General features: G+C 39.4%; 16 protein-coding genes. 3 read left to right on the top strand and 13 right to left on the bottom strand.

Annotation, left to right across the window (positions count from 1 at the left end; translation table 11 throughout):
* The first annotated feature begins 48 nt into the window (after positions 1–48).
* Complete coding sequence (locus tag ABN212_RS02990; protein WP_198632356.1) at positions 49–1,107, top strand: hypothetical protein; 1,059 nt, start codon at positions 49–51, stop codon at positions 1,105–1,107.
* 37 nt (positions 1,108–1,144) lie between these two features.
* On the opposite strand, the gene ABN212_RS02985 is transcribed toward ABN212_RS02990, so the two are convergent.
* Positions 1,145–1,759, bottom strand: a complete 615-nt coding sequence (locus ABN212_RS02985; protein ID WP_349442852.1) for a LysE family translocator — start codon at positions 1,757–1,759, stop codon at positions 1,145–1,147.
* Between the two features lie 175 nt (positions 1,760–1,934).
* Here ABN212_RS02985 and folA point away from each other — a divergent pair, with 175 nt between their 5' ends.
* Positions 1,935–2,420: a type 3 dihydrofolate reductase gene (gene folA, locus ABN212_RS02980; RefSeq protein ID WP_349442851.1), complete on the top strand. Its 486-nt coding sequence runs from the start codon at positions 1,935–1,937 to the stop codon at positions 2,418–2,420.
* A gap of 438 nt (positions 2,421–2,858) precedes the next feature.
* On the opposite strand, the gene apaH is transcribed toward folA, so the two are convergent.
* From apaH to lptD, 6 genes are read right to left on the bottom strand one after another with little or no spacing between them, the layout of a single operon-like run.
* Positions 2,859–3,680, bottom strand: a complete 822-nt coding sequence (apaH, locus tag ABN212_RS02975) for a bis(5'-nucleosyl)-tetraphosphatase (symmetrical) ApaH (protein WP_198620961.1) — start codon at positions 3,678–3,680, stop codon at positions 2,859–2,861.
* Between the two features lie 2 nt (positions 3,681–3,682).
* Complete coding sequence (gene apaG, locus ABN212_RS02970; protein WP_006535978.1) at positions 3,683–4,060, bottom strand: Co2+/Mg2+ efflux protein ApaG; 378 nt, start codon at positions 4,058–4,060, stop codon at positions 3,683–3,685.
* A gap of 25 nt (positions 4,061–4,085) precedes the next feature.
* A complete protein-coding gene (gene rsmA, locus ABN212_RS02965; protein WP_156734007.1) occupies positions 4,086–4,904 on the bottom strand; it encodes a 16S rRNA (adenine(1518)-N(6)/adenine(1519)-N(6))-dimethyltransferase RsmA in 819 nt (272 codons plus the stop codon).
* Positions 4,897–5,895: a 4-hydroxythreonine-4-phosphate dehydrogenase PdxA gene (gene pdxA / locus ABN212_RS02960; protein WP_349442850.1), complete on the bottom strand. Its 999-nt coding sequence runs from the start codon at positions 5,893–5,895 to the stop codon at positions 4,897–4,899. The genes rsmA and pdxA overlap by 8 nt, the downstream gene beginning before the upstream one ends.
* Positions 5,885–7,222, bottom strand: coding sequence for a peptidylprolyl isomerase SurA (surA, locus tag ABN212_RS02955; RefSeq protein WP_198632353.1), 1,338 nt, complete (start codon positions 7,220–7,222; stop codon positions 5,885–5,887). Before surA ends, pdxA begins: the two co-directional genes overlap by 11 nt.
* A 50-nt stretch (positions 7,223–7,272) precedes the next feature.
* The gene (lptD, locus tag ABN212_RS02950; protein WP_198620958.1) at positions 7,273–9,645 is read right to left on the bottom strand and encodes an LPS assembly protein LptD; all 2,373 of its coding nucleotides are present in this window, start codon (positions 9,643–9,645) and stop codon (positions 7,273–7,275) included.
* Between the two features lie 430 nt (positions 9,646–10,075).
* Here lptD and djlA point away from each other — a divergent pair, with 430 nt between their 5' ends.
* Positions 10,076–10,876: a co-chaperone DjlA gene (gene djlA, locus ABN212_RS02945; RefSeq protein WP_023582748.1), complete on the top strand. Its 801-nt coding sequence runs from the start codon at positions 10,076–10,078 to the stop codon at positions 10,874–10,876.
* A gap of 243 nt (positions 10,877–11,119) precedes the next feature.
* On the opposite strand, the gene rluA is transcribed toward djlA, so the two are convergent.
* The 6 genes from rluA to thiB all read right to left on the bottom strand — a co-directional run bounded on the left by rluA (position 11,120) and on the right by thiB (position 20,597).
* Positions 11,120–11,773: a bifunctional tRNA pseudouridine(32) synthase/23S rRNA pseudouridine(746) synthase RluA gene (gene rluA / locus ABN212_RS02940; RefSeq protein ID WP_072064290.1), complete on the bottom strand. Its 654-nt coding sequence runs from the start codon at positions 11,771–11,773 to the stop codon at positions 11,120–11,122.
* Positions 11,774–11,828: 55 nt separating this feature from the next.
* Positions 11,829–14,732, bottom strand: coding sequence for an RNA polymerase-associated protein RapA (gene rapA, locus ABN212_RS02935; RefSeq protein ID WP_349442849.1), 2,904 nt, complete (start codon positions 14,730–14,732; stop codon positions 11,829–11,831).
* A gap of 185 nt (positions 14,733–14,917) precedes the next feature.
* Entirely contained in the window at positions 14,918–17,272 is a 2,355-nt protein-coding gene (locus ABN212_RS02930) for a DNA polymerase II (RefSeq protein ID WP_349442848.1), read from the bottom strand.
* 88 nt (positions 17,273–17,360) lie between these two features.
* A complete protein-coding gene (thiQ, locus tag ABN212_RS02925; protein WP_198620955.1) occupies positions 17,361–18,062 on the bottom strand; it encodes a thiamine ABC transporter ATP-binding protein ThiQ in 702 nt (233 codons plus the stop codon).
* Positions 18,055–19,635, bottom strand: coding sequence for a thiamine/thiamine pyrophosphate ABC transporter permease ThiP (gene thiP / locus ABN212_RS02920; RefSeq protein WP_349442847.1), 1,581 nt, complete (start codon positions 19,633–19,635; stop codon positions 18,055–18,057). Before thiP ends, thiQ begins: the two co-directional genes overlap by 8 nt.
* Positions 19,635–20,597, bottom strand: coding sequence for a thiamine ABC transporter substrate binding subunit (gene thiB / locus ABN212_RS02915; protein ID WP_198632392.1), 963 nt, complete (start codon positions 20,595–20,597; stop codon positions 19,635–19,637). Before thiB ends, thiP begins: the two co-directional genes overlap by 1 nt.
* Between the last annotated feature and the right edge of the window lie 101 nt (positions 20,598–20,698).

Here is a 20,698-nt window from a genome sequence, read left to right as displayed (position 1 = left end):
TTATCATTTTTAATTATAAATTTAATTGTTTTAAAATGGAGGTAAGTAATGGTTTTAAAAGTAAATAATAATATTTCACCTAGTTATATATCTATCGAAAATAAAACAAATATAGAATTTGATGAAATAAAAAATAGATTGAGTAAAATAGAGAATACACACCTTTCTTTATTTTACTCATTTAAGGATAAAGGTTTAGTTTATAAGATAATTGAAAAAATAAAATCCGTTTTAAATATAGAAAAGAAAATTGGTTCTGTTAATAAAGCTAGGGAGTTTAAAAGCGTTCTACTTTTAACTGATGAAATCCGTGAAAAAAAAGTGAAAGATATAGATAAAATCACGGTAAGTAAAAAACAACTTCATGATTTTATTATTTATTATCACTATAATGATAAATCAATATCATTTAATTGGTTTGTTGAACAATATGTGAAAACGAAAGGCGATTTACTGTTGGTTTCAAAGATAGCCTCTTTTTTAGAAAATGATAAATATAATTTCAATCCAATGAAAATGACAGCTAATTCGACGTGTCTATCAAATTATTTATCTTTGTTTAATTTAATAATAACGGAATCTACGAATAAAGTTAAGAAGGATATTTTTTTTGATATTGTTGATGGTTATTTTAATAAAAATAAAGTTAACTTTGAATCTAATGAGGAAGTAAAGAGATTAGGTTTTCTTTTAAAAAATAGTTATCTTGTTGAATGGTCAGATGAATTAAAAAATGCATTTAAAAATATCATGGATAATATGATAAATAGAAATATTGATCTTAATTCTTTTCTTAAAGGTGTTATTGATTTTGAACTGATTGATGTAAAAAAATATTTTAATCACTACGGAACGGCTGAAAATTATGTGAAAGTTTTGAATAATACAATACAAAAATACATATTGGATTATCCAAGAAAAGATGAATGTAATAAAATCATTAAGTATATTATTGATAATAAAAAAAATATTGGTAATTTATTTGAAGAGTATTTAAATAAAGTTGATGGTGATTTATTTATGGGCGTAAATAAAGAACAATATTTAATTAGAGTTGAGCAAGTTTTAGACGTTTTTCATACATATAGCGAGAACAGTAAAAAATAAAGCACCTTGATAGGTGCTTTACCTCATTAGTGCATTATTAGTTCAACGCGACTTTAATCCCCAAACCAATCAGTACCACACCTAGCACTTTATCAATGCTTTTTTGGATTTTATTGAGCATTTTTCTGACTGGCGCACTTTGGATTAATAGAACCAATAAAGGCCAATAGACTAAAGCTAAACCCCAAATAATAAAGGCATACCACAATTTTTCACCGATGCTGGAATCAACACTTAATACTTGAGTGAAAACGGCAAGGAAGAACAAGGTGGCTTTAGGGTTAAGTAAATTGCAGAGAAAACCTTGCATAAAGGCTTTTTTAAAGCTGATTTGTGAATGTTGTGCTGCTTTTTCATCAATCGAATGATTAGATTTTGAGAGTAAGCTCTGAAAACCAATCCACAGTAAATAAGCGGCTCCAGCATATTTTAAGATGGAAAAAAGCCAAGGTGTTGTGGTGATAAGCACAGCAATACCTGCAACACAATATGACATATGCACAAGTAATGCAGCTACAATACCCATTGCGGTCATCATTGCCGCAGAACGTTGATAACGCGCAGCATTTTTTACAACGAGAAAAAAGTCAGGGCCTGGTGAGATCATACCAAGTAAAGCAATTGTAAAAACAACTAAAGAAGTTTCAAGCATAATAGCGCCTTGTATATAACAATATTATAATGATTGAATCTTATATGATTAAGTTAACATTTCGAGTATAAAGCAATTATTTATTATCAAGGAAGCATAATTTGTATCGACTCAGGTTTTAGCTTTACGTATAGTGTGAACAGTTTTTTTCCCATCTTTACCCGTAGGTGTGTAAATGAATATTAGTTTAATCGCAGCATTAGCGATGGATCGCATTATTGGTATGGAAAAGGTAATGCCTTGGACATTACCGGGTGACCTAGCATGGTTTAAAAAGAATACGCTAAATAAACCCGTTATTATGGGTCGGGTGACTTATGAGTCTATTGGACGTCCTTTACCGAATCGTCTTAATATTGTTTTAAGTAGCCAGCCAGGAACAGATAGCGATGTTGTTTGGGTTAAATCCGTAGAAGAAGCCTTGCAAGCTGCTGAAAATCATGAAGAAATTATGGTTATCGGTGGTGGAAAAGTGTATGAGCAATTTCTGCCTATGGCAAATACACTCTATTTAACTCATATCGATGCTGAAGTCATCGGTGATACAACATTCCCAGATTATGAGCCTGATGAGTGGGATTCTACCTTCATGGAATACCATGAAGCAGATGAAAATAACTCACATAACTACTGCTTCGAAATATTAAAAAGAAGAAAATAACAAGAATTAAATAAAAAGGGAGATTAAATATCTCCCTTTTTATTATTCCTATTTTATTAATATAAGAATAATAAAAAATAAGATTTATTATTCTAACTAAAATTTTTATTTATAAAGATTTATTTATTAAATGTAATCATTATTTATATTTTAATAAACTCATTTTATAAGAATAATATATGAGATATTAATCAATATAGCGATTTTTTATTCTCAATATTGTGTTTTTTTGTACTTATTTTTCCATGAAAAAAAATAACATATTGATTATTAATAGTTAAATTTAGAGATATTTTAAAGTGTTCGTTTTTGTATATAAAATGTTCTCTTTAGAATAAAAAAGAGTAATTTAGGTAATATGTGAGGATAAAACCCGCATAGCGCAAAAGGCAATGTGGCCATTTTTGCGCTTTAAGAAAGAAGGGGATAATAAGTGATTTATTTGGGAGCAGATAGGCTAGATTGAGTGAAATATTGTTTGTCTTCCCAACGTAAACAAGTGAGATCCCCACCCCAGCAACATCCTGTATCTAACGCATAAATATTATCAGGAGTGCCTTTCCCTTCAAGAGAGGCCCAATGCCCAAATATAATGCTATAGCCTTCAGGTAATTGGCTTGGCAAATCGAACCAAGGCTTTAATGGTGCAGGCGCGTCTTGTGGTTTATCTTTGCAAATCATATCAAGCTGACCATTAGGAAAGCAGTAACGCATACGAGTGAGTGCATTAGTACTAAAGCGTAATCGCGCTAGACCCGAAAGTTCTGGTGACCAGTTGTTTGGTAAATCACCATACATTGAGTTAATAAATAAAGGGTAGCTATCACTACTTAAAATAGCTTCGACTTCACGAGCGCACATTTGGGCTGTTTCTAAATCCCATTGTGGCGTGATCCCTGCGTGAGCCATGATGATTTTTTTGTCTTCATCAACTTGCAATACAGGTTGGCGTCTTAACCAATTAATTAATTCGTCTGCATCTGGCGCATTAAGTAAATCATTCAACTTATCTCTTGGTTTATTGCGGCTAATTTTTGCAAATACACCTAAAAGATGAAGATCATGATTGCCCAAGACGAGTTTAAGTGAAGTCCCTAAGCTTTTTACAAAGCGCAGTACTTCAAGAGAATCAGGGCCTCGTGCAACAAGATCACCCGTTAACCACAATGTGTCTTGTGCTGGATTGAAACTGACTTTATCAAGAAGGTGGCGCAGTTCATGGTAACAGCCATGAATATCACCAATTAAATAAGTTGCCATAGTTAGTTTATCAATGTTGGAAGTGCAAGGCGGAAAACAGGGATCTCTATTTGAAATAATCGACCATCAGTGTCAATCATTTCATAATGACCTTCCATTGTTCCCATTGGTGTTTCAAGAACGGCACCACTGGTATAGCGATATTGTGTGCCAGGTTCAATAAGCGGCTGTTCGCCAACAACACCTTCACCTCGAACTTCAGTGGTATTACCTTGTGCATTGGTGATCAACCAATAGCGGCGCAGGAGGCGAATTGCACATTTATTCAAATTATGAATTGATATGGTATAAGCAAAAACATATCGCTCATCTTCAGGGGAAGATTGGCTTTCAATGTAAACGCTTTGTACCTGTATCGCCACTTTTGATGAGGTAAACATAGTGCCTCCTGTCTCTGGCTTTATCTTATGCTTGTGAGTCTTGCTTTTGCGATAACCAGTTTGCCACTTTGCAGTATTGCTCAACAGAAATATTTTCTGCTCTTGCAGTTGGATCGATATCAAGAGCTATCATATCTTCTGCTGTGAGTAATCCACCTAAGCTATTACGTAGTGTTTTACGGCGTTGATTGAATGCTTGAGCGGTAATACGGCTAAGCATTGTAATATCCGTTACTGGGTATGGCTTTTCTTTGTAAGGGATCAAGCGAACAACCGCTGAATCAACTTTAGGTGCCGGTTTAAATGAAGTTGGTGGAACTTCAAGTACAGGGATGATTTGGCAATAATATTGCGCCATCACACTTAGGCGACCATAAGTTTTGCTGCCGTGACCAGCAACAAGGCGATTGACCACTTCTTTTTGCAACATAAATGTCATATCAGAAATTGCGTCAGCAAAACTGAATAAGTGGAACATGAGTGGTGTAGAAATGTTATAAGGCAAGTTACCAAAAACACGCAGAGGCTGCTGACGCTCTTTTGCTAATTGCGCAAAGTCAATCGTCATAGCATCTTGCTGAATAATGGTCAGCTTGTCTTTTAATGTAGGATGAACTTCTAAACGAGCGGCTAAATCACGGTCAATTTCTACAACCGTCATTTTATCCATTCTTGCGCCTACTGGCTCTGTAATTGCACCTAAACCAGGACCAATTTCAACAATGGCTTCACCAGGTTGAGGATAAATGGATTCAACAATACTTTCAATAATATAGCTGTCTGTTAAAAAGTTCTGCCCGAAGCGTTTGCGGGCAAAGTGCCCCTGATGGACTCTATTATTCATTACAATTTTGTATCATATTAATGGCTAAATTTAATGCGGTGCAAAAACTGCCAGCATCTGCGCTTTTCGTACCTGCAAGCTCAAGGGCGGTGCCATGATCAACAGAAGTACGGATAAAAGGAAGGCCGAGAGTTATATTCACGGCACGACCGAAACCTTCGTATTTTAGCACAGGTAATCCCTGATCGTGATACATCGCAAGTACCGCATCAGCATGTGTTAAATATTTAGGTTGGAATAAGGTATCAGCAGGATAAGGACCATGAAGATGAATGCCTTGCTGACGTAATTGTGTTAATGCAGGCTCAATAATATCAATTTCTTCACGTCCCATATGACCGCTTTCCCCTGCATGAGGATTAAGGCCACAAACATAAATTTGAGGTTCTGCTATACCAAATTTGGTTTTTAAATCGTGGTTTAAAATAGTGATAATTTCATGCAGAAGCTCACCTGTAATTGCATCCGCCACATCTCGTAATGGTAAATGTGTGGTTGCTAATGCGACTCTTAATGTATCTGTCGCCAGCATCATAACGACACGTTCACAGTGGCTACGATCAGCAAAAAATTCGGTGTGTCCTGTAAAATGCACACCTGCATCATTGATAATGCCTTTATGAACTGGTCCAGTCACGAGTGCCGAAAACTCACCATTTAGGCAACCATCACAAGCACGAGCTAATGTTTCTACAACGTATAAACCATTGCGTGCATCTAATGTACTTGGAATGACATTAGTGTGAAGTGCAATTGGGAGTATATAAATTTGGCTTGGTGTGTGTATTTGAGGTGGCGTAGCAGGATCGTATTCAACTAATGAAAGAGGCAGGTTTAACAATTCTGCTCTTGTTTTAAGTAACTGAGGATCAGCACAAACAACCCAAGGTAAATCCCAACTCATTTGTGCTAATGAGATAATAAGGTCAGGACCAACCCCGGCTGGTTCGCCGGGGGTGATAACAAGTGGTTTTATTTGCTTAGTTTGCATTATTCTCGTTCATTATTTTCACATAAGCCCCTACTCGTAGCTCTTGCATCCAGTTTTGTACTTCTTCATTAAATTTACGGTTGAAGAGTAAACGGTATGCTTGTTCTTTATTCGCGGCATCTGTTTTATCAACACTACGTGTGTCTTCTAATTCAATTAGATGCCAGCCAAAGTTTGAGCGAACAGGTTGGCTTAATTCGTTTTTATTTAAGCGCATCAACGCATCACGGAATGCCGGATCGTAAACATCAGGCATTGACCATCCTAACTCACCGCCGCGTAATGCTGAACCTGGATCTTCAGAGTACTCTTTTGCTGCATCAGCAAAGGTTATTTTACCACTGCGAATATCGGCAGAGATCTGCTGTAACTTGGCATAGGCTTGCTCATCATTCATGATTGGCGAGCTTTTTAGCAGAATATGACGGCTTTTCACTTCTGTAACAGAAAGGGTATTAGAACCACCACGAATATCGTTTACTTTGATAATGTGTAAGCCAACACCAGAGTGAAGAGGCCCTACGATTTGGCCTTTTTGCGCATTTGCTAATTCTTTTGCAAATAGTGTTGGTAATTCATCAATAGATGCCCAACCCATATTACCGCCATTTAAAGCTTGTGGATCAGCAGAATAAGTTGCAGCCAATTTACCGAAATCCGCACCATTTTTAAGCTGATTCATAATGCGAGCAATGACTTGCTTTGCTTTTTCCATTTCTGCTGGCGCAGGATTTTCTGATAATGGAATTAAGATATGGCTCAGGTTTAGATCAACACTTTGGCTTGCTTGACCTTCAATTTGCTTCGCAAGAGAATCAACTTCTTGAGGCAAAATAGTAATACGGCGACGCACTTCATTGTTGCGAACTTCAGCTAGCATCATCTCTTTACGGATATCTTGTCGATATTCGTTATAAGAAATCCCATCGGCAGCAAGACGCTTTTTCAGTTGCTCAAGAGAGAGTTTATTTTCAGCAGCAATACCCTGAATTGTAGATTCTACTGCGGCATCAGGAATATCAATTTGCATTTGCTGTGCCATTTGCAAAATGATGTTATCCATCACCAAACGCTCTAGAATTTGTTGGCGAAGAACTTGCTCATCAGGCATCTCTTGTCCCGCATTTTTTGCGTTCATTTTGACTGTCTGTAGCATTCTATTGACGTCACTTTCTAGAACGACACCGTTATTGACAATCGCCGATACACGGTTTAATTCTTGAGCAGCAAATGTTGTTGAGCTGGTGGCTGCACCGACCGTGATCATTAAGCCGATAAACAGCGTTTTCCAATTTTTCATAAGTTTCCCATTATGTATTTTCCGCATCTTATTGCGGGGTGACATATTTATTCAGCCAATTCCGTAGTCTGATTAAATCAGAATGCTCTTTGATAAGGTAAGATACCGCGTTCAAGCATTTTCTGGCTACCCAAACTATGATTGTTACTTAGGCCTCTGAGTTCCACATTGACAGACCATTTATTATCAATATCGCTGTGGTCAACTTTCCAGCCAACAATTTTCCGTTCATAACCCACATTCACAGCCCAGCAACAGGTGTTGTATTGTAGACCAACCATTTGGCTAACAGGCTCTGATTCTTTGGTATCAAAGTAATAAGCACCCACAAGTCCCCAACGCTCTGCTAATGGCCAGCTTCCTACGACACCGACTTGTGAAATACCTTTTTGGTATTCAGGAAGTTTATTAATACCACCATCATAAGGGCGAACACGCGTGGCTTGGATATAGTCACGATCAACATAACGATAGCTTAACTGTAGAAGATGATCGCTATCTGCGCGATATTCCATAATCGCATCGCCCATTGAGACGCTACCTAAGCGACGGTCATATTGTAAACCACCACGCATACCTACAGTATCTGTGATCCGCCAGTAGGCATCACCCGCCCATACCATTGAACCTGTTTCATCTTTGCTATTAATAATCTCATTACCAATAGAAGAAGGACCTGTTCTTGGACGCTCAAAGAAGTAGATTTGACCTACAGAAACGTTAAAACGTTCAACTAATTCGCTATCATAAAAACGCGAAGTTACACCCGTGGTTAATTGGTTTGCAGAAGCAATGCGGTCTAAACCACCATACATTCTATCGCGGAAAAGTCCGCCATAGTTTGATTGTAATAATGCGGAGTCAAAGTTATTGATATTAGACTGATCTTTATAAGGAACATAAAGATATTGCACACGAGGTTCGAGGGTTTGAGTAATATCATTGGTTTGATATTGGCGCTCGAAAACCACTTTCATATCAGATTTAAACTGTGGCAATACACGATTAACGCTGTCATCTAATTGGTTAGGATATCTTTTCTTATAAGCCTCAGGAATGTCCTGATCGTAATGAGTTGCCATCACTTTCAGTTCATTATTAAAGCTTGCCCAACCTGTTGATGCAGGCAGTGAGATCGTTGGCTCAATATGGAAACGATTTGCTTCAGGGGTGTTATCTCCCACACTGGTAAAGCGAACAAATTGAGCGTAAGTACGGAAATCAAACGGCCCGATATCATTCTTATAATAATTGAGATCAAGTTGTGGCTCTGCACGATAAGCCCTTGCATCTTTATTATCAGAGAAGACTTGGAACTGTTTGGTTGTTAATGTGGCATTCCAGTTCTGTTGCGCATAACCCGTACTAAATTTCTGAGTTGCATAACCATCTGTGGTGTTACCATATTGAGAGGTGAAATCAGTGAAGTACTTGTTATCACTTACTTTTGTGTAATCGATATTAAATCGCCACACATTGTTCATGACGCCACTATGTCCCCAGTAGAATAACCAACGTGTTGCAGAATCACGAGGAAGATAGCCAGCTTTATTTTCTTCTTTATCTTTATTGTATTGGCTATCGTGATTAATCCAATCAACGGCAATCGTACCGCTACCTGGAGTCGTTAAATAACGGAATTCATTATCTAATTTTAAACCACGACGGCTGATATAGTTAGTCGTAATGGTCGCATCATAATTAGGAGCTATATTCCAATAATAAGGGAGTTGGAAATCAAATCCAGAGCTACGGGAATAGCTTCCGTTAGGAATTAAGAAACCAGAACGGCGTTTATCACCAATTGGTAATTGAAGATAAGGGCTATAAAAGATAGGCACATTGGCGACACGAAAACGCGCATTCCAAATTTCAGCGACTTGTTCTTCACGGTCTAAAATAACCTCTGAGCCAACAACGCTCCAGCTATCATCTCCTGGTAAACAAGAGGTGAACATGCCTTTATCCATAATGGTATAGCGGTTTTCGCCACGCATTTGCATTTTATCTGCGTAACCACGGCCTTGACGGCCAACCATTTGGTAATCACCTTGCTCAATATCCGTATCTTTATTATTAAGATTAGACCAAGCACGCGGGCCTTTTAAGATGATTTGAGGATCATCATAAGACACATTTCCCGTTGCTGTGACCATTCTTAATGGTGTTTCTCCCTCAGTCTGTGTCAGTTCAACACTGTCGGCACTTAAGGTTTGGTTTCCCTGTTTAATATCAACATCACCTTTATATTTGACCATGCGAGGATATTCACCTTGCATATCATTTGCAGTGATGGTGACGGGCAAGCTGTTAGGATCGCCTTGTACTAATGGTTTGTTATAAACAGGAACTCCCAGTAAACATTGGGAGGCAAGATCAGCATAAGCAGGCTGACCGTATATTGTGGCCCAAACTAGGGTGGCCAGCAGTGTGGGATAACTTTTTTTCATAAGTATTTATGTGCTTCCGTCATCAGTGGCTTCGTGCTGATAAACAGCGAGAAACTAACGCAGGGAGTTATGCGACACCAGCCCAACGTTCTGAACATTGTTCTAACGGTAACCGAAAAATAGGCGTATGCCTCATTTTTTCGATGTTTCTGTGTTGAAATAGGGTTATAGCCTTATTAGAAACAAAAAAACACCGCGCTGATGCGGTATTTCGTGCTGTATAACAACGCTAAAGTTATTCGTTTGGTCACTCATTTTACTTTAACACAATTTAAACGAAAACAGCATTACCTCTGTCCAAAGAGAAACAGTAAATCTCTTCATTTTAAGAAAAAGTCTATTTAGAGGTTGCTTGGTGTTAGGTGTGCAAGCAAATGAATAGTATGATAATGCAAAATTGCAGTCAGAGCATTGAAGATTTGAGGAGTCTATGCGCTATTGGGGAAAATTATTAGGCCTTACCATTGGTAGTTTTGCAGGAATAGGCTTTTGGGGCATTGTTATTGGTGTTTTTCTTGGGCACCTCTATGACATGCAACGAAGTAAATTAGGAAGTGGTGGGCGCTATACGCGTGATAGACAAGCTTTTTTCTTTGCCGCAACCTTTCAAGTTTTAGGCCATCTGACAAAATCAAAAGGGCGAGTGACTCAAACCGATATCTCTCTTGCCAGCGAATTAATGGATCGCATGAATCTGCATGGTGTTGGTCGCCAAGCCGCGCAACAAGCTTTTAGAGAAGGCAAATCACCCGATTTTCCATTAAGAGCCACATTGCAACGTGTTCGGCAAATTTGTGTTGGGCGCCGTGACTTACTTCAGATGTTTCTGGAAATCCAATTACAAGCTGCTTTTGCAGATGGTCAACTGCATCCAAATGAAAGAAAAATGTTGTTTATCATTATCGATGAGCTAGGTTTTTCTCGTGCGCATTTTGAACATATATTAGCAATGATGCAGGCTGGTCAGAATTTTCATTATCAAAATGGACAGGGTTATCAGCCCCAACCTCAAGGTCCAACGCTCTCTGATGCGTGTAAGGTACTTGGCGTCGATGAGAATGATGATGTTAAAACCATAAAAAGAGCTTATAGAAAATTGATGGGAGAACATCACCCGGATAAACTTGTAGCGAAAGGTTTACCGCCAGAAATGATGGAAATCGCAAAACAAAAAGCACAGTCTATACAAGTTGCTTACGATTTGATTAAAAAAGAAAAAGGATTTCGTTAACATCTTGTAAAAGAAGATGAGAAAAGAGAGAATTATTCCGTGATAGAGATAACTTAGACTGAGTTGAGTTTATTATTTATTACGGTAAAATATAAGTGAAATTTAATTATTTCATTCTCTCTTCTCTTAAAAAAGGAACTATATCCATGTCAAACGTCCGTGTTCTTGTTGGGGTTATGGGATTAGCGCTTTGCCTGCTCCTTGCTTCATTGAGTTCAGTGACTGTTTTAGTGTCATAAGACACTAAAAATCGGCAAGGCATTCAAAATGTATCGGGGATCGAAAAGCAGGATGCGTAATAAATAATTCCTGAGCATGTAACTGCAGGCGAGGCGCCATCGCTCTTGCCTGTGGGTGTGCATAAAAGCGATCCCCAAGAATTGGATGCCCCAACGCTAGCATATGTACCCGCAATTGATGTGAACGCCCAGTAATTGGTGAGAGTTTCACTCTTGTCGCATTCTCTTCATATTCCAACACTTCATAAAAAGTTTGCGCCGCTTTCCCTGTTTCATGACAGACTTTTTGTTTTGGTCGATTAGGCCAATCACAAATCAAAGGTAAATCAACCAAACCCTCTTCTTTTTCGATATGTCCCCAAACGCGTGCGATATAGGTTTTTTTGGGTTCACGTTCACGAAATTGACGCTTTAGTTCACGCTCTGCTTCTTTATTTAGTGCAACAACAATAACGCCACTGGTTGCCATATCAAGGCGATGCACACATTCAGCATTAGGAAATTCAGCTTTAATGCGCGACATAATACTGTCGTTATGCTCTGGCGCTTTGCCCGGTACTGACAGTAATCCGCTGGGTTTATTGACGGCAATAATATGCTCATCTTGATATAAAACATGTAACCAAGGATCTGTCGGCGGGTTATACACTTCCATCATGGTGGATATCTCATCAAAACAACGGGGAGTAAAATACTCCCCGCTTTAACGGTGATTATTGGTGGGTAACAACAATGAGGCGAATTGAATCTAAACGCCACGTTGCTTCATCTAAATGGTTAAGAATATGAGCACGTTCATTTTCAATTGCTTCGACTTCATCATCACGAATATTTGGGTTTACCGCACGTAAAGCTTCTAAGCGCGACAATTCATGAGTCAGCACGCGATCCGCTTCTTCTTTCGCTTTTTGGATAAGTCCTTTCGCTTCAACTTCCATTAACGGTTCAGAAGCTTTAAGTACATGGTGGACTTCACTTTGTACCGCATTGACCAGTTTGCTCGAAGTATGACGATTAACCGCATTTAATTGGCGATTAAAGCTTTCAAACTCAACTTGAGATGCAAGATTATTACCTTTCAGATCAAGTAATAAGCGAACTGGTGTTGCCGGTAAGAAACGACTTAAGTGAAGATGTTTAGGCGCTTGCGCTTCGACCACATAAATCAGTTCCACTAACAGCGTTCCCACTGGCAATGCTTTATTTTTTAGTAAAGAAACGGCACAACTTCCTGTATCGCCAGACAAAATTAAATCTAAGCCATTACGGATAATTGGGTGTTCCCAACTAATAAATTGGGTATCTTCACGAGATAATGCTTGCTCTCTATCAAATGTGATGGTGCAACCATCTTGCGGTAATCCTGGGAAATCAGGCACTAACATATGATCGGATGGCGTTAAAATAATTAAGCTATCACTGCGATCTTCTTGATTAATACCGACGATATCAAATAAGTTCAGTGCAAAGTTCACTAACTCAGGATCGTTATCTTGCGCTGCAATCTCACCCGCTAATTCAACACCAACTTCACCACCGTTAGAATGCATTTCTAATAGGCGGTCGCGGCCTTGCTCAAGTTTGAGCTTCATTTCATCATGCTGTTTACGGCAAGCAGCGATAAACTCGTCAAAGTCCGCTAATTCATTAGGTTGCGCAAGGTAATTGACGAGAGCATCATATTTGCTGTCATAAATAGTACGACCTGTTGGACAAGTATGCTCAAAGGCATCTAAGCCTTCGTGATACCAACGCAATAATACGGATTGAGCCGTACCTTCAAGATAAGGAATGCTAATATCAATGTCGCGATTTTGACCAATTCGATCGAGGCGACCAATACGTTGTTCTAGTAAATCAGGGTTAAATGGCAGATCAAACATAACCAGTTGATTAGCAAACTGGAAGTTACGTCCTTCAGAGCCGATTTCTGAACATAGTAGAACTTGCGCGCCTTCTTCTTCAGACGCGAAATAAGCAGCTGCACGGTCGCGTTCAAGTAATGACATACCTTCGTGGAAGACTGCCGCGCGAATACCTTCACGCTCACGTAAAACTTGTTCTAATTGCAGTGCGGTTGCTGCTTGAGCACAAATTACCAGTACTTTTTCATTACGATTTGCAGTTAAGAAACCCAGTAACCATTCAACACGAGGGTCAAAGTTCCACCATGTTGCATTTTCACCTTCGAATTCTTGGTAAATACGTTCAGGGTAGAGCATCTCTTTTGCACGAACTTCGAGGTTCTTTTTCGCTGCCATAATTTCAGCCACTTTAATTGCGGTTTGATATTGTGTTGGCAGTGGCATTTTTATCGCGTGAAGTAAGCGATTCGGGAAACCTTTAACACCAGAACGAGTGTTACGGAATAACAAACGACCTGTTCCGTGTCTGTCCATTAGCATATGGATAAGTTCTTGGCGGGATTTAGTACGTTCTTCACCTTGGGTATTTGCCGCTTTCAGTAATGGCTCAACATCTTGCTCGCTGATCATTTCACTGATGATATTTTGTTGTTCGATATTTAAATCATCTTCTGATAGCAAAATAGTGACAGCATCAGCAACAGGGCGATATTTTTGTTGCTCATTAATAAATTCGTTATAGTCATGGAAACGGCTTGGATCGAGCAGACGTAAACGGGCAAAGTGGCTTTCTTGACCTAATTGCTCAGGGGTTGCGGTTAATAGCAATACCGAAGGAATAGATTCAGCTAATTCTTCAATTACTTGATATTCACGGCTTGGAGCATCTTCACTCCAAACAAGGTGATGAGCTTCATCGACAACTAACATATCCCATGTTGCTTCAACCAAGTGTTCAAAACGTTGTTTGTTTTTACGCACAAAATCTAAAGAGCAGATGATCATCTGTTCTGTTTCAAATGGATTATCGCTATCTAATAAAGATTCGCTATAACGGCTATCATCAAACAGTGAGAAACGGAGGTTGAAACGGCGTAACATTTCAACTAACCACTGATGTTGTAAGCTTTCAGGCACAATAATCAACACGCGCTCAGCACGACCATCCATTAATTGTTGATGGATAATCATACCAGCTTCAATCGTTTTACCTAAACCCACTTCATCAGCTAATAATACACGAGGGTTATGACGTTTACCCACTTCATTGGCGATATAAAGCTGATGAGGAATAAGGCTTGCGCGGATACCACGTAAACCACTTTGTGCTTGCTTAAACTGCTCGCTCATAAACTTACGAGCGCGGTAGCGTAATGCAAAGCGATCCATACGGTCGATTTGACCTGCAAAAAGGCGATCTTGAGGCTTATTAAAAGTGAGTTTGTTATCTAAGAACACTTCACGTAATTGTGCAGGCTCTTCAGTGTCTAAACGTACACCCTGATAGATAAGTAGGCCGTTATCTTCTACAACGTTATCGATGGCGAGTTTCCAGCCTTCGTGACTGGTGACGGTATCCCCTGCATTGAACATCACCCGCGTTATTGGTGCATCATGACGGGAGTAAAGGCGGTTTTCGCCACAGGCAGGAAAAAGTAAGGTAACCATGCGGGCATCAATTGCCACAACAGTACCCAGTCCAAGCTCGCTTTCAGTATCGCTAATCCAACGTTGACCAAGAGTAAAAGGCATATATATAAACTCAGCTCTCAAATATATAATTTAGGAATTATTAATGAATGCAGTATTGCGGTGTTGTCATTAAAATCTGCGGGATAAAAAGTGCTTGTTCCTTGAACAAAGAAAAGCTAATTATCACCAAAGGGGCGTTATGTTAATAGATGCAAAGCAAACCGTCACCTGCAAAATGACACAACTTAAAATGAGAGTGTCATTTGCCCATTTAACAAGGTTGAAAAATCATCTTGTATAAAAGGTAGGATTGCATCTGCAATAGGCATTAATTGCTTATTGATATAGTGCTCATAATCAGGTGCAGTGGTAATGTGCTCTAATGGCTCAGGCCCCAAGAGGGTAATTATATAACTAATCCAACCGCCTTGCTGATATTGTTGAGGTCTATTTTGGGATAAATTATATTCATCCGCCTTACGTGCTGCTTTGACGTGAGGGGGGACGTGGTGCTGATATTCTGATAATTTTCGACGTAATCTTTTACGATACACTAATCTCTCATCATATTTTCCCGCAAGCGTATCCGCAACATAATCACGAATAAACTGCTGATAAGGTTGCTGATGAAAAATGCGTGTATAAAGCTCTTGTTGAAATTTTTGAGCAAGGGGAGTCCAATCTGTTCTGACGGTTTCTAATCCTTTAAATACCATTTTATCATTGCTGAGTCCGGCGTAGCGTTTCTTGCTACCCGTTTCCATACCTCGGATGGTAGGCATTAAAAAGCGGCGGTAATGGGTTTCGTATTCTAGTTCTAATTTGCAATCTAGTTGGTAGTTTTCAAAGAGATGTGTTTTCCACCATTGATTTACCTCTTGTACTAATTGATATCCAATCTGTTGTGCTTGTTGTTCTGTGTGAGGTGACTTCAGCCAAACAAAGGTTGAATCCGTATCGCCATAAATAACTAGATAACCTTTGGCCTCAATTAATTCTCGTGTTTTTTTCATAATTTCATGACCTCGTAGCGTAATGGAAGACGCTAAACGAGGATCAAAAAAGCGACAACCCACAGAGCCTAAAACACCATAAAAAGCATTCATAATGATTTTGAGCGCTTGAGAGAGCGGGGCATTTTTATGTAATTTGGCATTATCTCTTTCATGCCAAATTTGCGACACAATAGCGGGTAAACAGTGCAGTTCTCGTGAAAATCGTGCTTGGCGAAATCCAGAAATAGAAAACTTTTCGTCAGGTTGGTGCATTCCTTCAATCATTCCTACTGGATCGATTAAAAAAGTACGAATAATAGAGGGATAAAGGCTTTTGTAATCAAGCACAACAACAGAATCATATAAGCCGGGAGCAGAATCCATCACAAAGCCACCGGGGCTATGCTCTTCAGGTTTTTCACCTTGATTAGGCGCGACATATCCAATGCGATGCATTGAGGGTAAGTAGAGGTGAGTAAAAGCCGCGACAGAGCCACCGCTTCTATCAACTGAAAGCCCTGTAACACAGGCTCTTTCTAATAAGAATGCCATAAGAGATGTCGCATCAAAGATACGGTTCACTAAGACACAATCTTGCCAATTATAATAAGCCAGTGCAGGTTTATCTTCTTTAAAGCGCCGATTAATTTCATCCATTCTGGCATAAGGTGTATCAATGGCTTTACCTTCACCTAACAGTGTTTGAGCAACCGATTCGAGGCTAAAAGAGGGAAAATTCCACGTCGCCATTTTCAATGCTTCAATGCCATCGATAATTAAACGACCTTGAGCCGATGCAAAAAAATGTCCTTTTTTAAATCCATGCTCACGCCATTCTAACGGGCTATTTTGACGACCTAATAATAAACTGACGCCATACCGTTGGGCATGCGTGTACAAAATACGTAGATCGAATTGAATTAAATTCCAACCAATAATGGCATCGGGATCATAGTGTTGTATCCATTCATTTAGCTTTTCAATTAAACGTAATCGGCTACTGACATAACATAAACGATAGCCTTGAGATTGTTGGCTTTCACACTCTGCGGGCAACTCATCAGTAAGCATAAACACCACATTATCGCCACAACCTGCAAGTCCAATGGAGTAAAGTTCACCAAACTCGCTGGTTTCAATATCCAAAGATACGGTTCGAAGCGTTGGGCGATAATCAGGAGCGGGTTTTAATGTAGCAATATTATTTTGTTGATAACGAAACCAGACTGGTGCGGTGATAAAGCGCTCCATCATATAACGTTCATGTGGGCGGATATCCGCTTCATAAAGTCGGATGTGATGCTCTTTAAGTTGTTGCTTAAGTTGAACAAGTTGGCGGTATTGTTTGCAATAAACACCGAAAACGGGCTGTCTTTCGAAATCTTTTAACTCGAGGGGGCGAATTTCAATATCAGGATTTTTATTAACGAGTGAGCGTAAAACAGTTTCATATTGGCGGGCAACAAAACCGATAGCACGTTGCATAGGAACAGTCACTTTATGCGGACCATGATCTGTCGCCAGCCAATAAGAGACGACAATACCTTTTGGTGTGTCGCTCCAGTGGCGAGTAAGAATAAAACCTTGTTCCGTATGACCAATCATGAGCACCCAATAAACACAAATAATTTACTAAATATGTGTTTATTATAGTCAATATAGTGGTTATTTATACAGTTAATTTTAGCTAAGATTAATTAAACGGAATACCTAAAATAAGTGATTGATCCACTTTACCATTTATTAGTGATTGTGTATTTCCATCATACACAATCATACCGTTATCAATCACAATCGCTCTTGAGGCGATTTTTGCAGCATCTTCTAAACTATGCGAAACCATCAATAAGGTTAACGTCTTCTCACCACAAAGTTGCTCAAGTAGTGCCAGCATTTCAATGCGTAAAGCGGGATCTAATGCAGAAAAAGGCTCATCGAGTAATAAAATCGGTTGTTCACGTACCAAGCAGCGTGCAATTGCGACACGTTGACGCTGCCCCCCCGATAATTGGGATGGTAAGCGTTCAAGATATTCACTGAGAGCCACTTGTTTAGCGCGATCTTCTAATAGTGCTTTTTGCGCATCAGTCAGTTTTAAACTGGGATTTAACCCTAAACCAATATTCTGTCTGACAGTTAAATGTGGAAATAAGTTATTATCTTGAAATAACATGGAGATAGGACGTTTAGCAGGGACGGTTTTAGTATGGTTTTCACCATTGAGAAAAAGGCTTCCTTTTTCTGACGGTAAAAAACCCGCAATTAAACTGAGTAATGTACTTTTTCCAGCGCCACTGGGGCCTAACACAGCTATACGCTCTCCCGTATTAACGGTTAAATTAAATAAGAGATGTTGGTGTTCATAGGTGTAAGCAAGGTGCTCTAATTTAATCATGAGATTTTCCTGCCAATCGTTCTATTAGGCTAAAAAGAGTGAAGCAAAGTAGCAATAAGATCATGGCGGTCACGGCACCATCTTGAGTGTGATAAGCACCAATTTGCTGATAAAGATAGAAAGGTAAGGTTCTAAAGGTTTCATTACCAAAAAGAGCCACAATACCGAAATCCCCAATAGAAATCACACAAGCAAAAGCAAGGGCTTGTGAAATTGGTTTTTTTAATGCGCGTAATTCTATCCAACGGAGTCGATTTATACCTTGTAAATTGAGCGACTGACACAAAAGACCATAACGTGAAGCGATGTCATTCATTGGATTTTCAAGTACTTTTAATGCATACGGAATAGCAATTAATGCGTTGGTTAAAATGACTAAAACATACGGTGATTCGGGTAATCCAATCGTATTGTTGAATAGAAGGAAAAAGCCTGTTGCCAACACAATCCCCGGCATCGCCAGAATAATCAAACCACTCATTTCCATGGCTTGTCCTGCTTTTTTAAAGTGCCGTAAGCGAAGTTCTCGGCTACTCCATAGCAACATCATCGTTAATACAACACAAACAATACCTGCACCAACCGCAATAATCAGTGAGGTAGTAAACGCCTGCCAAAGTACAGGTTGTTGTATGACACGTATAAATTGACTGTTAAGACCGTCCGTTATTATCGCTAGAATTGGCGGTACTAAAAAGAGGATCGCAAGAGTGATCACTAAACCATCGGTTATTTTGCTAAAGATAGGATCATAGGGATCACGCCAATGTAGCTTTTGACTGCTTCCCACAAAAAGGGTGCCTTTTAGTTTTTGGCTAATAAGCACTAAACCTAAACAACAAAAAAGCTGGATCAACGCTAACAGTGCAGCGCGATGTAAATCGTAGTCATAGTTTAACGCTTGATAAATCGCGAGTTCAACAGTCGTTGCCGCAGGACCTCCGCCTAATGCCAAGACAGTGGCAAAGCTTGCAAAGCAGAGCATAAAAATGAGTGATGCCGTGGGCAGAATTTGACGCCACAAATAGGGAAATTCAAGAAAACGAAAACGTTGCCAGCCATTCATGCCAAGCTGTGAGGCTAATTGGCGTTGTTCTGACGAAATACTTTCGAGTGCTTGTAATAGCATTCGGGTTGCTAACGGCATATTGAAAAAAATATGAGCTAATAGAATGCCTTGCAAACCATAAGGGGTAAATTGGTAGTCGATCCCTAGCCATTCACAAATTTGAGCAATCCATCCCACTCTGCCATAAACCGTTAAAATACCAAAAAGTGCAACTAGAACAGGTAACACAAGACTCATGGCACATAGGCGTAAAAACAGTGTTCGTCCTTTAAATTGGCGTCGATAGAGTGCTTTGGCAAGCCAAATAGCAGGTAATATCGAAAACAGCGCAGATAAAAAGGCTTGCCAAAAAGTAAAGCGGACAACATGCCATAAATATTCATCAGCAAAAATTGAGGTCAGCTCACCACTTGGTGCGTTAAACCACAATGCGCCAAATGACAATAACGCCACAATAAGCAGTAAACCCGAGGCACATAGCCCCGGGATAAGCCATCTTCCCATTAGCGGCTAACCGCAGATTGCCAATTACGAGTCCATGTTTGGCGCTCTTTTGCGACAACATCTGCATCGAATTGCAATGATTTTTCGGGTTTAGGCATCACGGAATAGACGTCAGGTAATGGCATATCAATAACAGGATACATCCAATTGGTTGTAGGAATAGTTTCTTGGAAAGCAGGGGTGAGCATAAATTGCATAAATTGTTGCGCTAATTCAGGTTGTTTGCTCGATTTCAATTTTGCCGCGACTTCGACTTGTAAGTAATGTCCTTCATCGAAAATTGCCGCTGCATAGTTATCTTTTTTATCCGCTAAAATGTGATAACCCGGAGATGATGTGTAACTAAGCACAAAATCACCTTCACCTTTTAAGAATAAGCCATAAGACTCACTCCAACCTTTAGTCACTGTCAGCGTTTTCTCTGACAATTTTTTCCATTCAGAGGCCGTATTTTCAGGATAAAGTGACTGCATCCATAGCATTAAACCCAAACCCGGTGTGCTGGTGCGAGGATCTTGATACAAAATCTTCCACTTTTCTTTGCTATTTAGCAGTTCAGCCATACTTTTTGGCGGATTAGCAATGCGGTTTTTATCATAGATAAAAGCAAAATAACCGTAGTCATAAGGCACAAAGGTATCATCAGCCCATTTTTCAGGTAGGGTGAGTTTTGATGTATCGATATGACTTGGTGCGAAAAGTCCCGTTTCTTTTGCTGCGTGGATCAGATTGTTATCCAAACCCAAAATAATATCAGCCTTACTCTTATCACCTTCCATACGTAAGCGATTAAGCAGAGAAACACCATCAGAAAGGGCAACAAGTTTTAATTCGCAATCACATTGTTGTTCAAACGCTTTTTTTATTGCAGGCCCTGGCCCCCAATCTGCGGTAAATGAATCATAAGTGTAAACAGTCAGTGTGGGTTTTTGTGCTAAGGCTTGAGTTGAAAAAGTGCTCATAATGCCCAGAGCGCCCAGAAGGAAAGTAAAGCGAAGCGATTTAGTTAACACGTTTAGTTCCTCAGTAAAAGTCAGGTAGGATCTGAGGAGTGAGGATGGCA

Source organism: Proteus genomosp. 6 (assembly GCF_040139785.1).
Classification (GTDB): domain Bacteria; phylum Pseudomonadota; class Gammaproteobacteria; order Enterobacterales; family Enterobacteriaceae; genus Proteus.
This window is presented reverse-complemented; position numbering and strand designations above follow the sequence as displayed.

Coding starts and splice junctions, on each gene's coding strand:
- thiB (WP_198632392.1), bottom strand. CDS start 20,597: ATGAGCACTTTTTCAACTCAAGCCTTAGCACAAAAACCCACACTGACT.
- lptD (WP_198620958.1), bottom strand. CDS start 9,645: ATGAAAAAAAGTTATCCCACACTGCTGGCCACCCTAGTTTGGGCCACA.
- apaG (WP_006535978.1), bottom strand. CDS start 4,060: ATGTTTACCTCATCAAAAGTGGCGATACAGGTACAAAGCGTTTACATT.
- rluA (WP_072064290.1), bottom strand. CDS start 11,773: ATGATGGAAGTGTATAACCCGCCGACAGATCCTTGGTTACATGTTTTA.
- rapA (WP_349442849.1), bottom strand. CDS start 14,732: ATGCCTTTTACTCTTGGTCAACGTTGGATTAGCGATACTGAAAGCGAG.
- ABN212_RS02990 (WP_198632356.1), top strand. CDS start 49: ATGGTTTTAAAAGTAAATAATAATATTTCACCTAGTTATATATCTATC.
- folA (WP_349442851.1), top strand. CDS start 1,935: ATGAATATTAGTTTAATCGCAGCATTAGCGATGGATCGCATTATTGGT.
- ABN212_RS02985 (WP_349442852.1), bottom strand. CDS start 1,759: ATGCTTGAAACTTCTTTAGTTGTTTTTACAATTGCTTTACTTGGTATG.
- apaH (WP_198620961.1), bottom strand. CDS start 3,680: ATGGCAACTTATTTAATTGGTGATATTCATGGCTGTTACCATGAACTG.
- rsmA (WP_156734007.1), bottom strand. CDS start 4,904: ATGAATAATAGAGTCCATCAGGGGCACTTTGCCCGCAAACGCTTCGGG.
- pdxA (WP_349442850.1), bottom strand. CDS start 5,895: ATGCAAACTAAGCAAATAAAACCACTTGTTATCACCCCCGGCGAACCA.
- thiQ (WP_198620955.1), bottom strand. CDS start 18,062: ATGATTAAATTAGAGCACCTTGCTTACACCTATGAACACCAACATCTC.
- djlA (WP_023582748.1), top strand. CDS start 10,076: ATGCGCTATTGGGGAAAATTATTAGGCCTTACCATTGGTAGTTTTGCA.
- ABN212_RS02930 (WP_349442848.1), bottom strand. CDS start 17,272: ATGATTGGTCATACGGAACAAGGTTTTATTCTTACTCGCCACTGGAGC.
- surA (WP_198632353.1), bottom strand. CDS start 7,222: ATGCGGAAAATACATAATGGGAAACTTATGAAAAATTGGAAAACGCTG.
- thiP (WP_349442847.1), bottom strand. CDS start 19,635: ATGGGAAGATGGCTTATCCCGGGGCTATGTGCCTCGGGTTTACTGCTT.